General features: G+C 36.9%; 15 protein-coding genes. 7 read left to right on the top strand and 8 right to left on the bottom strand.

Annotated elements, in window-relative coordinates; all coding sequences use genetic code 11:
• Nucleotides 1-75: 75 nt before the first annotated feature.
• The 3 genes from ACE1ET_RS15100 to ACE1ET_RS15090 all read right to left on the bottom strand — a co-directional run bounded on the left by ACE1ET_RS15100 (nt 76) and on the right by ACE1ET_RS15090 (nt 2,878).
• The gene (locus tag ACE1ET_RS15100) at nt 76-717 is read right to left on the bottom strand and encodes a class I SAM-dependent methyltransferase (protein ID WP_375729258.1); all 642 of its coding nucleotides are present in this window, start codon (nt 715-717) and stop codon (nt 76-78) included.
• A gap of 374 nt (nt 718-1,091) precedes the next feature.
• Complete coding sequence (locus ACE1ET_RS15095; protein WP_375729257.1) at nt 1,092-1,865, bottom strand: T9SS type A sorting domain-containing protein; 774 nt, start codon at nt 1,863-1,865, stop codon at nt 1,092-1,094.
• 761 nt (nt 1,866-2,626) lie between these two features.
• Nucleotides 2,627-2,878: a DUF2061 domain-containing protein gene (locus tag ACE1ET_RS15090; protein ID WP_375729256.1), complete on the bottom strand. Its 252-nt coding sequence runs from the start codon at nt 2,876-2,878 to the stop codon at nt 2,627-2,629.
• Between the two features lie 217 nt (nt 2,879-3,095).
• Here ACE1ET_RS15090 and ACE1ET_RS15085 point away from each other — a divergent pair, with 217 nt between their 5' ends.
• On the top strand, nt 3,096-3,383 hold the full coding sequence (locus ACE1ET_RS15085; protein WP_375729255.1) for a hypothetical protein: 288 nt from the start codon (nt 3,096-3,098) through the stop codon (nt 3,381-3,383).
• Between the two features lie 219 nt (nt 3,384-3,602).
• On the top strand, nt 3,603-4,460 hold the full coding sequence (locus ACE1ET_RS15080) for a Cbp1 family collagen-binding glycoprotein adhesin (protein ID WP_375729254.1): 858 nt from the start codon (nt 3,603-3,605) through the stop codon (nt 4,458-4,460).
• Nucleotides 4,461-4,574: 114 nt separating this feature from the next.
• On the opposite strand, the gene ACE1ET_RS15075 is transcribed toward ACE1ET_RS15080, so the two are convergent.
• Together ACE1ET_RS15075 and ACE1ET_RS15070 are read right to left on the bottom strand one after the other, a co-directional pair.
• The gene (locus ACE1ET_RS15075; protein ID WP_375729253.1) at nt 4,575-5,009 is read right to left on the bottom strand and encodes a c-type cytochrome; all 435 of its coding nucleotides are present in this window, start codon (nt 5,007-5,009) and stop codon (nt 4,575-4,577) included.
• A 23-nt stretch (nt 5,010-5,032) separates the two neighbouring features.
• On the bottom strand, nt 5,033-6,319 hold the full coding sequence (locus ACE1ET_RS15070) for a PQQ-dependent sugar dehydrogenase (RefSeq protein WP_375729252.1): 1,287 nt from the start codon (nt 6,317-6,319) through the stop codon (nt 5,033-5,035).
• A 377-nt stretch (nt 6,320-6,696) separates the two neighbouring features.
• Between ACE1ET_RS15070 and ACE1ET_RS15065 the strand changes: the two genes are divergently transcribed.
• The 5 genes from ACE1ET_RS15065 (at nt 6,697) to ACE1ET_RS15045 (ending at nt 13,135) form a co-directional block, all read left to right on the top strand.
• On the top strand, nt 6,697-7,845 hold the full coding sequence (locus ACE1ET_RS15065) for a COG1470 family protein (RefSeq protein WP_375729251.1): 1,149 nt from the start codon (nt 6,697-6,699) through the stop codon (nt 7,843-7,845).
• 2 nt (nt 7,846-7,847) lie between these two features.
• On the top strand, nt 7,848-8,804 hold the full coding sequence (locus ACE1ET_RS15060; protein WP_375729250.1) for an ABC transporter ATP-binding protein: 957 nt from the start codon (nt 7,848-7,850) through the stop codon (nt 8,802-8,804).
• Between the two features lie 51 nt (nt 8,805-8,855).
• Entirely contained in the window at nt 8,856-9,893 is a 1,038-nt protein-coding gene (locus ACE1ET_RS15055; protein WP_375729249.1) for an ABC transporter permease, read from the top strand.
• Nucleotides 9,894-10,149: 256 nt separating this feature from the next.
• Nucleotides 10,150-11,574, top strand: a complete 1,425-nt coding sequence (locus ACE1ET_RS15050) for a pectate lyase family protein (protein WP_375729248.1) — start codon at nt 10,150-10,152, stop codon at nt 11,572-11,574.
• A gap of 103 nt (nt 11,575-11,677) precedes the next feature.
• Nucleotides 11,678-13,135, top strand: a complete 1,458-nt coding sequence (locus ACE1ET_RS15045) for a vWA domain-containing protein (protein ID WP_375729247.1) — start codon at nt 11,678-11,680, stop codon at nt 13,133-13,135.
• Between the two features lie 139 nt (nt 13,136-13,274).
• Here ACE1ET_RS15045 and ACE1ET_RS15040 read toward each other — a convergent pair whose 3' ends face one another.
• The 3 genes from ACE1ET_RS15040 to ACE1ET_RS15030 all read right to left on the bottom strand — a co-directional run bounded on the left by ACE1ET_RS15040 (nt 13,275) and on the right by ACE1ET_RS15030 (nt 15,254).
• Entirely contained in the window at nt 13,275-14,099 is an 825-nt protein-coding gene (locus ACE1ET_RS15040) for a carboxypeptidase-like regulatory domain-containing protein (RefSeq protein ID WP_375729246.1), read from the bottom strand.
• A gap of 115 nt (nt 14,100-14,214) precedes the next feature.
• Complete coding sequence (locus ACE1ET_RS15035) at nt 14,215-14,886, bottom strand: hypothetical protein (RefSeq protein ID WP_375729245.1); 672 nt, start codon at nt 14,884-14,886, stop codon at nt 14,215-14,217.
• Nucleotides 14,883-15,254 (bottom strand): GntR family transcriptional regulator, encoded by a 372-nt coding sequence (locus tag ACE1ET_RS15030; RefSeq protein WP_375729244.1) that lies wholly within the window; start codon nt 15,252-15,254, stop codon nt 14,883-14,885. Before ACE1ET_RS15030 ends, ACE1ET_RS15035 begins: the two co-directional genes overlap by 4 nt.

Below are 15,254 nucleotides of genomic sequence, written 5' to 3'. Positions count from 1 at the left end.
CGAATTCTATTAGATTTTTTTAGGATAACACAGATAATCTATATCTGTAGATACCCCCCTTTTTAGATAATAAAATTATTTCTTCAAATCATAATAGGTATAAACAGGGAACAGACTTCCGGATAACTTATTCATAGTTCCTTTTTTAACCATTTTGAAGTTGCTTTCCAATTCATTTGTTACGAACTGTCTTGCATTTCCAAATTCTTCTTCCGGTTTTTTGTCGGTATAAAATGACAGAAAGATATCAAGAAAACTGCTTTCCATTGGGCATATGGTATAGAAATGACCATCCGGGGACAGAATTCTCCTAATTTCTGCTATGGAAGCTCTTAAATCGTCAACAAATTCAAGTGTACTTATTGCAACAATGCCATCAAAATAATTATCGGGATAGCTGGTCTCCTGAATACTTTGTTTTGATATAAAACAGTTATCCAAATTACATTTACTGGCTAGATCACTTACTACATCTATGCGATCATGAATATCACATGCATAAAGATTATTGCAGTGTCGTTTTAGCTCGGGAAGAAATATACCACTTCCTGTGCCTGCCTCCAGGAGATTGTTAAATTTTCTATCCCCAATAAGCTTTATTATGCTTTTAAATCGATAGCGTTGAATATATTTTATCAAAAACTGATAATTCCAGTTTGCATAGTCAACCTCCGATGTACGAGCCACTAAATTTTCTGGCGGAAATAATAGCTTCATCTTACTTTCTCTAATTATGTTAATGAAAAACACATAAATGCATATAATTAAGATGTGTTTTAGATTATTGAAGTAAATGGAGAGAGTTAAAGAATAATATACAATCCAGATATCCTTAAAACTAAATTGTGAGTTTTCAGTACGTATGATTATACAGTTATTCTGAATAATCAGGACCCAAATCAGTTATATATTTAACTTAGTATAATAAACATCTGATTCAATAAATAAGTTTATAACCTAACTGAAAATATTTCTATAATCTCAAAATCATTTTTTATAACCAAATTACGAAATATACAAAGAACCTAAAGGAAATAAAAGGCTGTCCAAAAATTTGAACAGCCTTTCGTATGAATATGTCTTAAATAATTTTACTTATTAATGAGCATCTTATTAATAACGACATCTTTACCGGCTTGTAGCCTATAGAGATAAAATCCTGGTGACAAGTTCTGTGGAGACTGCCAGTTAATTTGATTTTCACCGGCAAAGTAAAATCCTTTTGTAACAACTTCTATTTCCTGACCTGAGAGAGATAAAACTGTCAAAGTTACTTCACCGGCTTCCGGTAAATTGAAAGAAAATGTTGTAGAAGATTTAAATGGATTCGGTGAATTTTGAATTGATACAGTTGATTCCATAACATCAGCTTCCATTGCCTGGGACTTTTCCTGGAGAAAATCATCACAGTGAGGAATCCCATCCACAAGACCATTATTATAGTTATCAAGAATTTCTGCTAAATCAATAAACTGTGCTCTGAGTTCCCTGTCGTTCTTTACATCATCCGGTGTTACTTGCCAAATAATATCAGCAGTCGCATGCCAAGCATTATATACTTCTTCATTTGTAATTGCTCCACGAAATCTGTTTAAAGTTGCCGCAATATACTGATGAGCTAAAATATAATACGCATTTCCTCTTGGTGATGTATTAAGCACTTCAAGCCAGGACGCACCGCTGAGATAGAAAGGTCTATTTGTTCCATCCGCAGGATCATCTGATTTACCTAAAACTGCCCATTCATGATCACCAGTATGGTTTTTCCAATATCCTACTGTCGTGGTACAATTTAGTCCATTTGGTAATGCCTCCTGAAATGCAAATACCATTGCTAATACAAAAAAAAGTCTGAAACGTTTCATACGAAATAATATTAAAGGTTAATAATTTGATTTAGTGAGATACTGAGTTGTTTTGTTTAAGAGAGAAGTCTCCGTCACCAATATGATGCCAAGAGGCTAAGTTCCATAGTATTGTCCTTACACAAAAATGGATATTAATTATGCAAAAGATAATTCGCTATTCTGAACCAGTTGTACATTTTAATATCCTATTTATTTTATAACACTTATAGCTAAGTTAAGTTTAACAAGAATTATAATTTTTGTAGTTTGACATATACCCTACTGATCTTTGATACATTTAACAACAAAAGTTTTATTTTCTATCAAACTGATAGTATAAAACTTTCATGATAATAAATTTACGACTTCAGTTTATATATAAAAACAGTATTTATACCCATAACCAAACCATTTCATATTACAGTAATTCTACCCGGTCATCAGATTAAGAACCGCTTGCAATTTTTAATTCAGGTATTTGTTTGACAATTTTAAAATTCACAAACATATTAGACATGGAATTTATCATTTGAGTTTATAAGGTATATCAAACATCCCTTATAAATATTATCAAGGAAAAGTTTTTCTTGCAGATGATAAATTTTCTAAATTTGAACTGCAAATTGAAGCAAACTGAAGCAAACTGAAGCGTATTTTGTGTAAATCCAGGTGGGAATTCGGGAGCTTTACTATTTTTCAAAAAGACAATTATCTGATAACCAGATTAATAAAAACAGGGTAACGTTCCCTCCAGTTCTCCAATTAATCCTTAGATTTAATCACTTTCTCTTTTTGCGAAATAACGGTTTTGTAAGATGTTCTCCATCATTAATCACTCCGTAGCTGGAATGATACCAGGCACGTTCATGAAGATAATAAAGCACCAGCTTAATAATAACATCAGCAGCACCGATAGCCATTCCAAAATCAAGATTTCCTGTTACAATCCAACCAATTATAAACGTAGTTAACGATGCTATAATTCTCCATGTTATTGCTTTGGCGAGGTGTCGTTTTGGTAATACTGACATATAATTTTTGTTATTTGTTTATTACAATTCAAATAATTGTACAAAATAATCAATTATAACGAAACAAGCCTAATTGTAAAATTAATATGCCTAGGAAAAAACATTTGCGAGACTAATCAATTCTGAATAATAAACTACTTTGTTTATCTTTGAAACCAATAATTATGTGCTTTTAAACACATTAGAAATATAACGTTACATTATAAAGAGACCTTACATGAAAAAACTATCCAGATTTTTACTGATATTGATCCTGTTAGCTTTAATATTTGCGGCCATCAGTAATCCTTCCAGGGATGAATTCATAGATTATTGTAAAACTGAATATGTCAACGATTCGGATTCAGGACTGGAAGGTATTATATCCCGGATTGCCAAAGGTGCGGTTGGAACCATTGCTTCACAGGCCACCCGACATAACTATGTTATTTTCTCGGTTTATGATCTGGCAGATGCCAAATTTGTAGGCATATACGGAAATTTTTTCCGTTTGGATAGCAACTAGGCCCCAATAAAGCTATCAATATATAAAGCCGGTCTTTCTTTGAAAGATTTATGCGAAATCACCCGAGAGTATAATAACGACAAATCTTTTCCTCAATTAAATACGCACAAAACGTACTTTAGTTGTCATTCAATACGTTATTATAAAGGTATTGAGACATATTTGTTTCTGATCCAATTAAAAGAAACTACTTTTGTACAAATTTTAACTCCATAAATTATGAAACACTTAATTTTATTTTTTGCTCTTGTTTTAACTGTATCATCGTGTATTAGTAAAAACAAACATCAGGAAGAATTAACTGCAGTTCGTGACAGCTTAAATACTGTAGTAGCTAATCGTGACACTGAAATAAATCAGTTTATTTCTGATTTTAACGACATTCAGACAAACCTGGATTCTATAAAAAAAATTGAAAACCTTGTAAAAGTTAAATCCGGCAATAAGGAGATATCATCAACAACAAAAGATGAAATCATTCAGGATTTAATCCAACTGCAACAGTTACTGGACGAAAATAAAAAGCTTGTCGACAAGCTTAAAGGGATGCGCGTTGCAGACTCCAGAAAGCTCAAAAGCTTACAAAAAACAATCAGCCTTCTGGAAAAACAAATTACAGATAAAGATAATGAACTGGCAGCTCTTAACGCAAAAATAGAAACTTTGAATATTGATGTTTCTGACCTTAAGTCAACACTGGAACAGCTTAATCAGGAAAGTGAACGCAAATCCCAGGAACTTCTCCAACGTGAGAACATGATGAATCAGGCCTGGTATATTGTTGAATCTACCGATTCACTAATCGATCAGCAGATCGTTGAAAAAACAGGTGGTTTTATCGGATTGGGTAAAACACTAAAAGTCAGCCAGTCTCTTAATAAAGAAGATTTTACCATGGTAGATATACGTTCATTCAGTTCTGTTCCGGTAAATGCAAAAAAAGCTAAACTCCTGACCGTTCATCCTGAGGGAAGTTTTCATTTTGAAAATGCAGAAAAAAGTGTTGAATCTTTTGTCATTGATGATCCTCAGGCATTTTGGAGTGTTTCAAAATACCTGGTTATAGCCAAAGATTAATCTGATTTTAAATAAATTATAATAGTAGCCGTCGGATTCTCTCCGGCGGCTTTTTTCTTATTCCTAATTTCAAACTCAATCTACAGCTTTAGTAAAGTCTAATAATTAGAAAACTTATTTCCCTTCCTTCATTTTTTCACGCACGGCCTTTACTTCTGTTGATGACACCGGTTCAGCCTTATTTCCGAAATTACTGCGGATGTACGTCAAAACTTTAGCAATTTCTTCATCCGAAAGATGCGCAAAAGGAGGCATCGGATTGGAATAATATTCACCTTCTATCTCTACATCCTCATTAAATCCTTTAAGTACAATATCAATTAACTTGGTTTTGTCACCCAAAACGAAAGTAGTTTGTTTTAAAGGCGGTGCAAGGTTAGGAACCCCGCTCCCATTGGCCTGATGACAAGCCAGACAATTCATACGATAAACCTGTTCTCCCGTTTTGGTCGCCTCACCTGTAGTATTCTGAGCATCGATAACGGGTATTAAAAACAGTGAAAATAACGTCGCAACCAAATAACTGTGTTTCTTTACGTAATTCTTCATCTTATTGTTGGATATATTGATTTCTATTTATACAAAATACGGTATATGGTTCCGTGAGCATCGTCTGACACATACAACGAACCGTCAGGTCCCTGGGCCAGACCACAAGGGCGGTGTACAGCATCGCCGGGCGAAACCACATTTTCCATGCCGGCAAAATTATCGGCGAATATCTCCCATTCTCCTGTAGGTTTCCCATCTTTGAACGGTGCAAAAACCACATAAAATCCTTCCTGAAGTTCAGGAGCACGATTCCATGAACCATGAAATGCTACAAAGGCTCCGTTTTTATATTTTTCAGGAAACATATTACCTGTATAAAACAATAATGCATTCGGTGCCAGGTGACCGGGAAATGCTAATGCCGGATCAATAGCAGGCCCATCATACTCTTTTTTCCCGTCTCCGCCATATTCCGGGGCCAGTATTTTTTTGTGCTGAATCTGATCGTAGTACATATATGGCCAACCACAATTGTCTCCTTCTTTAAGGGCATACATAGCTTCTGAAGGTAAATCGGCTGATTCCTGAGTTGTGTAAAGGTCCGGAAACAAATCATGCAACTGATCCCTTCCATGCATCATCACATATAGTTGATTATCCTGTCTGTTCCAATCCAAACCTACCACATTTCTTAGTCCGGTAGCAAAACGTATTCCGTCCTCGCATGACTGATCCAATCCATCTGCCTTGAAACGCCAGATTCCACCTGCCTGCTCAAGAATAGGACAAGGATCTATTCCGGGAGAACCTTTGGTTCTGTCCCTCTCCTGACATGCATTTGAATAAGCACCGATATTTACGTATATGTACCCGTCATCGTCCAAAGTAAACGATTTGGAATTATGCTGACGCCTGTCAATCAGTCCACTAACTACCACCTGCGGTTGATCCGGATTCAGCACATGTTGCTTATCATCCAGTTTATAACGGTACACTGTACTGTTTGAACTTGCATACAGGTAATCGTCATTCAAATGAATACCGGTTCCGCCATAATCACCAAATCCTGACTGTTCATCTGCACGTCCATCACCATTTGTATCTGCTAAAAGCAATATGCCTTTGCCATCCACGGTACGATTTAGTTTTACATAAACCTCGCCATTTTGTGTGACCGCTATATGACGTGCCCTTCCTACATTGTCAGCAACCTTTAAAGCTGAAAATCCATCAGGCAGTTTTAGTTCCGCATTATCTGCATCAGGCTTAACACCTGCAACATTGGCTTTATTATTCTTTGCATCCATGCAATTAGTCATAACAAGCATGAGACCCAGTATTACTGTAAAGATGTACGTTTGTTTCATGACAAAAAGTTTTATGTTTACCGGAATAAGGATTGATATAGTAAAAACAGAATTAGACGCATTATGTTTGATTTTTAACTATTAATCTCAGGCAAAATATATTCAGGTACTTAAAAACTCTTGCTACACCCAAGATATGGCATAAAAAAATGAATCCACGCATTCTTTGGACGAAATCTTAAAGAATCTGAAATACGTTAAGCTTTGTGAATTTAAATTATTTAACAGTAGTACTTAAATGTTTGATTTATTGAAAACTATATCATGAAAGGCTTGCCATTAAAGGATTTAAGCAGGTTTAGCGGTTTTTGATTTTCAAACATGCCATTAAATTTGCAGACCATATTGTTTATTTTTAAATATATGGAGGGTTCTTTATGAAAATTCGCACACACTACTTCGTCCTGATTTCCCTTCTTACCTTAACCTTGTTTACATTACCAAACACATCCATCTTTGCTGCCGGAGTTGAATTACATACTCCTTTTGTCAGAATTTCTGTTCCACCAGGTGAGTCAGTTGACTACACCATCGATGTAAAAAACAGCACAGGCGAAACTCAGAATATTCCGCTTTACGTGACGGGTATTCCTAAAAGCTGGACCTACAGCCTTAAAGGTGGCGGTTTTAATTTACAGGAACTTTCATTGCTACCGGGTCAGACAAGAACCGTGATGCTAAAGGTGGAAATACCGCAAAAAGTTAATAAGGGTACCTATAAAATAAATGTAGTTGCTAAAAGCTACGATGTATTACACCTGCAGATCAATGTATCCACCCAGGGAACATATAAAACCGAATTCACTACGAATCAGATTAATATGCAGGGTCACGCAAAATCCAAATTCAACTTTACTACGAAACTACGAAACCTCACAGGCGAAAAACAGGAATACTCTTTCCACGCTTCTCCACCGGAAGGCTGGAATGTAATTTTCAAACCTAATTACAAACAGGCTACGGCTGTAGAGGTTGATCCAAACAGTACCTCAAATGTGTCCATAGAAATAAATCCACGGTATAATGTACAGGCAGGAACCTATAAAATCCCGGTGGAAGCATCTAACAGAACGACATCGGCTTCACTTGAACTCGAAGTGGTTATAACCGGATCATACAACATGAACCTGTCAACACCAACAGGCAGGCTGAGTGATGAACTGACTGCAGGAAAGGAAAAAAGGATAGAATTAACGGTTATCAATACAGGAACAAGCACATTAAAAAATGTGATCTTCAGTGCGTCTAAACCACAGAACTGGGATGTTAAGTTTGAACCGGATACATTAACTGCCGTAGTTGCAGGAGGAAATTCCAAGGTAGTGGCGATAGTCAAAGCCTATGACAAATCCATTCCGGGCGATTACGCCGTCAAATTTTCTGCAAGAACAAAAGAAGTCTCATCGGAAGCAACATTCCGGCTCATGGTAAAAACCCCAATGTTATGGGGATGGTTGGGCATTTTGATCATTCTGGCCGTTGTTGCAGCCATATTTTTTCTGTTCAGGAAATACGGAAGGAGGTGATTATGGATCACATCATTGAAATTTCAGATCTAACGAAAAAATATGGCGAGTATTCCGCTGTAAATCATTTGAGCCTGAACATTGCCAAAGGTGAAATATTCGGACTGCTCGGGCCAAACGGTGCAGGTAAGTCCACTACAATTTTAATGCTGATGGGCCTTACCGAACCTTATTCTGGCCGAATCAGCGTGTGTGGGATCAACCCGGTAAAGCAACCAATACAGGTGAAGAAAAAGGTGGGTTATCTTCCGGAAGATGTAGGTTTTTATGATGACTACAGCGGACTTGAGAATCTCATATATACTGCACGCCTTAATGGGCTGTCAAAACACGAAGCTGAAGAAAAAGCTAACCTTCTGATGGAGAAGGTCGGTCTTGGGCAGGAAAAGAAGAAAAAGACCGGAAAATATTCCCGTGGAATGCGGCAACGCCTCGGTTTTGCAGATGTGCTGATCAAGGATCCGGAGGTTATCATTCTGGATGAACCAACCCTGGGAATTGATCCCTCAGGAGTAAAAGAATTTCTGGAGATGATCGTGGAACTGAGCAAAAAAGAAAAGATGACCGTTTTGCTTTCCTCACATCACCTGTATCAGATACAGAAAGTGTGCGACCGTGTGGGCATATTTGTTAAGGGTAATCTTCTGGCAGAAGGTGATATACAAAGCCTTTCCGCACAGCTTTTCACTAAAGAAAATACATTTATTGAAGGCGATATAGATATTTCAAATAACATTCAAAAAGAGTTGCTGCTTAAGGGGCTGAAGAATATTGAGGATATATCTGAGGTAAGGTTTGATAATAACCACTTCAATATTCGAGCACAAAAAGATGTTGCTGCAGAAGTGTCCAGATTTGTCATCAATAGTGGAGCAGGACTGCTTAGCCTGAATAAAAAAATCCTGGGACTTGATGACATTTATGAACGCTATTTCCAGGGCGCAGAGACAACTATATGAATACAGTTATTCATTTTAAGCAGATTTAGTTGAATTTAGAATTTTTCAAGCATGAAATCCAGTACAATACAACAAAATCCGACATCAGATTTAACCTCATTTAAAAACTTACTCTCATCATCAGGAAAGATTGAAAATCCATTATCATCCACGTTTTGGAACATGGTACGGAAAGAAATTTCGGATCATGTAAGAAGCTGGAGGTTTATTATACTTCTGATAATTATTTCTCTCACCTGCCTGGGCTCTCTTTATGTATCACTTTCAGGTTTTGCCGAGGTGGTAAAAAAAAGTGCTTCAAATGATGAGTTCTTTTTTTTGAAGTTGTTTACACAGTCAGACGGAACCCTTCCCTCTTTTTTTGTTTTTGTCAGTTTTCTGGGGCCGTTGTTGGGAATTAGTATTGGTTTCGACGCTATTAATTCAGAGCAAAACAGGGGCACTTTAAGCCGGATTCTGGCTCAACCTGTACCACGCGATTATGTTTTGAATTCAAAATTTATTGCAGGGACAATAGTCGTTGCCATTATGTTTTTCTCTCTTAGTTTTCTTGTCATAGGAACTGGTTTACTGGCGTTGGGTATACCTCCCACACCTGAAGAGTTTCTGAGAATAATGGTTTATACGCTTATAAGCGTCATTTATGTTTCCTTTTGGCTGAACCTGTCTATTCTGTTTTCCGTCAGATTTAAGCAAGCGGCCACATCTGCATTATCAGGCATCGCAGTATGGTTATTTTTCACCGTATTTTATCCGCTTCTGATGAATCTGGTTTTAAAGGGAATACAACCATCAAGATACGCTTTGCCCAGAACAATCTTCAGATATGAAACACTGAAATACGGACTTACGCAGATTATGCCAAACGAGCTGTTCAGTGAGATCACCTCTACTCTTTTAGTACCTTCAGTGCGCAGTCTAGGCCCCTTAACCCAGGGACAGATACAGGGCGCCATTCCGGGCCCTTTACCTCTGGGACAAAGTTTAATGGTGGTCTGGCCTCAACTTACCGGACTGATTGCGCTTACCCTCATCTGTTTTCTCATCTCCTATTACATGTTTATGCGACGTGAAATACGGTCAAGATAAGCATAAATGAGGGCCCCGCCGCAGAGCAGACGGGGTATCAATAAATAATTATTCGTTTAATCGTCCCAAGCGGCGGGGAATAAAACCCATAGATCATAGATCCCTCGACAAAAGGTCGGGATCAGTTCGACTTTGTAATTTCATTTCACTTCGTTTCTGAAATCGCAGTCTCACTGATTTAAAGAGATAAGAAATGCTTTCGTGCTTGCAGGTATGCATTTATTGTTAATTTTATAGCCTGCTAACGAATGTAATAATGAAAGAAAAAGCGTTTAAGACGATTTTTATCATATCTCTTTTTTTGATTTCGGCTTTGAACCAAAGTCAGACACCGGACTTCAGCATGATCGGTTTTGCTACGCTCAACGGCGTAACAACCGGTGGAGAGGGTGGTCAGATTGTAACGCCAACCACATTTGCCGAATTAAAACAGTATGTTGAAGCGATATCAGCACCTTATATTATTCGAATTACCAAAGAATTTAATACCGGTGTTGATACATGGGTGAATGCAGATGGAAGCATTGTAAACAGTGATACAACAGATGCTATAGCAACAACTTTTGGAGCTGTTTTACGGGTAGGATCCAACAAAACACTCATCGGCATCGGTGATCAGGCCTTTTTCAACCGTATAGGCCTGGTGGTTCAGTGCCAGTCAAACATTATCATCCGTAACATCCGGTTCACGATGAAAGATGTTCCTGCAACACGCGACGGTGAATATAAAATTCTGGATACGGACGGTGTCACCACAATCGGAGATCCTGACTGTATAGGTATTCAGGCTGACGCAGAAAGTATACCTGAAGCGGAACGCATCAGCCAGCACATCTGGATTGACCATTGTGAATTTTATAACGAGAATATTGATAACAAAGACCGGTACGACGGATTGTTGGACAATAAGAACAATGTACAAAACATGACTATTTCGTGGTGCTATTTTCATGATCACTCCAAGGCTATGTTGTCAGGAAAAGGTAGCAGCGATGATTATAACCGGACCATAACCTTTCACCACAACTATTTCTATAGAATCTATGGATCAAGGCTTCCTCTTTTGCGGTTCGGGCAACATCATTATTTTAACAATTTTATGGAGGATTGTGAAGGTGATGGTCTGGATCTGCGCATCAATACCAACTGTTACATCGAAAACAATTACTTTAAAGACTCTAAAAAGCCGGTATTCGGAAAACTTTCAGAAAACGGTCAAGGTCTTCTTGTTAACAATATATTTGAAAATTGCAGCAGACTACCGGAAGGGATTTCAAATATTAACGGTGCAAAATCTGATCCTCTGAGCAGCAGTGAAGAGTTTGTGCGCGCATGTAATTTTACTCCGGATAATCTATATGATTATGCCAGTGTTTTGACGGAAGCAACTGATGTTCCGAATATTGTAAAATCTTATTCCGGTATCGGTAAGATATCTGATGAATATACAAAAGTAATACAGGTATCGCCTCCTAAAACCAGGATCTGGGCAGGAGAAAACGCTATCCAAATTGAAACGGATCATGAGGGTATTATAACTGTTTTCAAGCTTGACGGGCAGAAAAAGCTGGAGACAGAGATTGCAAAAGGTACAACTGTCATTCCATTGCATGACCACGACATTTATATCATTAAGTTTCAGTCTCAATCATCAAATTATATTCACAAAATTTATTGGTAAAGATTCACTCCTGTTTAAATAAAAAACGGACTGGCATATTAAATGCAACCATTTTTAAGTAAGCTTACTCTGTTACATGTCTAATAAATAAAAATATGTAACCATGAAACTTTACTTAAACCTACTTATTTTTACAATTCTTATTCTTATCATCAGCTCCTGCGATACTGATAATTATGAAGCCGGATTTTATGCATACTCAGATTTTCAAAGTATTCAGGGTATTCCGGAAAATGAACAGTACAAAGATTACGGAGAAAATCCGTTTGTAAATGTAACTGATGATCCTGTTTCCACATTCTCGGTTGATGCTGATGGCGGATCCTATGCCAATATGCGTCGTTTTATTAATTCAGGACAAGTTCCACCTGTTGCATCCGTGAGAATTGAGGAGTATATTAACTATTTTACCTTTGACTATCCGGAACCAACAGATGGAGAAAATGTGTCCCTGAATTCAGAATTATCTTCCTGTCCCTGGAACAGTGATCATTACCTGCTACGGCTTGGCATGAAAGGAAAGAGCATTCCCGCTAATGAATTACCGTCTTCCAATTATGTATTTTTGATTGATGTATCCGGATCCATGAGTTATGACGACAAACTTGAGACTCTCAAAGCCGGGTTTAAAACCATGGTGGATAACCTGGGTCAAAATGACAGAATAGCTATTGTAACTTATGCCGGTCACGCCGGTGTGTTGCTCCAGTCAACCTCAGGATCAGAAAAAAGCAAGATTAAAAAAGCCATAGATAAATTGGGTGCAGGTGGCTCTACTGCCGGTGCTGAAGGCATTAAAACAGCCTATGCCATTGCAGAAGAAAACTTTATTGAGGGCGGAAACAACCGGGTAATTCTTGGTACCGACGGTGATTTTAATGTTGGTCCCTACTCTACCGAAGACCTTGTTGAACTGATTGAGGAAGAACGTGAGAGCGGTGTTTATCTTACAGTTTTGGGTGTCGGAACCGGAAATCTGAATGATTACATGATGGAACAGGTAGCCAATAAGGGCAACGGGAATTATGAATACATCGATAATGCCAACCAGATAAAAAAGGTATTTACCTATGAACTTTCAAAATTCTATACCGTGGCTAAGGATGCCCGCATACAGGTTACATTTAATCCGGACAAAATTGAAAGCTACAGACTTATAGGTTATGAAAACAGACAGATGGATGATGAAGATTTTAAAAATGATTCAACCGATGCCGGTGAGATTGGTTCAACTCAAACCATTACAGCATTGTATGAAATTGTGATGAACCCTCAACATACCGATGGAATCTATGCTCAGTTTGACTTCAGATATAAAAAACCGAATGAGGAACAAAGCCGGTTGATCTCACATGAGGTTACTTCAGAACCGGTAAATCTGGCTTCAGCATCTGAAAACATGCGGTTTGCAACAGCTGTAGCCGGATTCGGATTGTTGATGAAAGAGTCTGATTACATGGGTACCTTGAACAAACAGATGGTGATCGATCTGGCTAAAAATGCCAAAACATTTGATCCACACGACTATCGTCAGGAATTTGTTAGATTAGTGTCAAAATAGCTTTTCAGAGCTAAGCGGAAGCAGGAAAGTACAACTCTCCTCTTCCGCTTTTCACATTTTAACAGAATTTGATTTTTATGCAAAATTTTTATCTGTTATTTAAACCGAATGCATAATGACTGGTTAGCTAAAACTGAATTTATTTTTTCAATTCCTTTATTTCAATTCTAAAACTCATCTGATTACCAAATTCTGTCCATGGAGCCATACTGGAGGCCCTGGAAAAGCTCAATCCACTTTTCGCCTTCCCAACAGATAAATGAGTTGTTTTATATTCACTTGTCCAACTTTCAAGAGTTTCTAAAGTGACGATAAAATCATTATTAATTGTAATGTTATAGCCTGAAAGGTTAACGCTATCCCAGCCTTTCTCCTTCTTTGAGATAAATCGTATATCTTTTGTATTTATAATTTTCTGAGGATATTCATCTTCTCCACTATAAATCCTAATTCGGTATAAAATACTATCACAATAATTTTTTCTTATATGGAAATAGAACTTTTCTAAAAGAATTGATTTATCGTTTCTGAACAAAGTGCCAATTTCAGCGCCGTTAATTGCTTCGCTCCATACCCAAGCCATTCTTCCAGCTTTTTTAGAGCCTATATAAACAGGTTCTTCATTAGAAGGTTTTACAGTAATTTCCTGAAGTTGAATCTTTTTTTCTTTCATTTTCAGATTCAATAATTCATCATGCATTTTTTTTAAATCTCCAACCTTAAAATCAATACTAACATATCCTACATGTGAGAATCTAACTATCTTTTCATTATCAACTCCAGAAATGTCTATTTTATACATGCCATTACTGGAAGATATAGTTCCTTTGTTTAAACCAACAACACCAATATTCACATATGCTAATGGAGTATAATTTTCATCTGTTAATTTTCCGGAAATACTTTGGGCATTAATTAATATTGGCACAAAGAGTAACATCAAATAAAGTAAAGTTCTTTTCATTATTAGTTCTGGTTTATTCGCATTAATTAATTTTTTAATCTATCAAAATATGAAAATTACGACTGTATGCCAAAATATTACTTTTCCTAAAGCTTAAAGCTTTAGGAAAGGTATTTTACGGATAACAGTAAAACCGGCTGCTTTTATCCTTTTTCATGTTTAAGACTTCGGCATTATTGAACCGAACCTCGGAATTATCCTTAATCTGACCTGTTATCTCCGACATCATACACCTGACATTAACATTACTTCTGTCCGCATCCAGATTTATTTGGTCAAACGATCCGTTATAAGCATAGAACCGGGATTCTGACAACATGGCATTAACTACATGAATTTCAGTATTCCTAAATCCGCTCAACTCGCTATTTCCACTTCCTTCATAATTTAGAGTGTCTGATTTCATGTCATTGATCCAAACATGACTTTTATTTGAAATAAGGTTAACGACATGAGGATTAGTAATATTAACGGTCAGATTAATATATGCATCTGACTTTTTAATAAATAGTGTGTCATGAGCTAAATGGTAGTTTATTTTAACATCATTAGTATCCTTTCTGACCAAAACCGTGATTTCCGTGATTTCTCCACTTCGTACTGTTACAGACTGTTCGTCAACAGAAATATATTTAAACGATGGTAGTTCCACAGATATAGTTTTAAAATCCATCTGTTCCCTGTGCCTGGTTTCGTGATCAAATTGAGTAAGATATATTACAAAACCCAGGAATATCAGTGCCAGAAGACTTATGTAAGAGAATAGAATTATTTTACTTGTTTTCATTGTTTTATACATTTTTGCAGGTTAATAATTATGGGCTCCATCTCCTCCTTTGAAAGATTCAGCAGATCAACCTTTTTTATAAATTCAGGAAGCTCCTGCTCAAAAAATTCTTTCTTCCTGTTATTCAGGATTATCTTCACGGCATCGTCATTGATAAAAAAGCCAATACCCCTTTTATTACTGATAATATTATCGTTCTGAAGTTCAGTATAGGTTCGCATTACGGTATTGGGATTAACCCCGATGTCAGCTCCCATCTCCCTTACCGAAGGTAAACGATCGCCGGGATGATATACTTCATTCAGTATCTTCTCACAAATGGTATCACCAATTTGCTGAAAGATACTTTTGGTATTTTTAAATTCCAT

Origin of the sequence: Quyinboa mangrovi, from assembly GCF_042219825.1 — a bacterium.
GTDB lineage: Bacteria > Bacteroidota > Bacteroidia > Bacteroidales > UBA5342 > JBHJHP01.
Note: the sequence above shows the minus strand (reverse complement) of the source record. Positions and strands in the feature narration are given on the sequence as shown.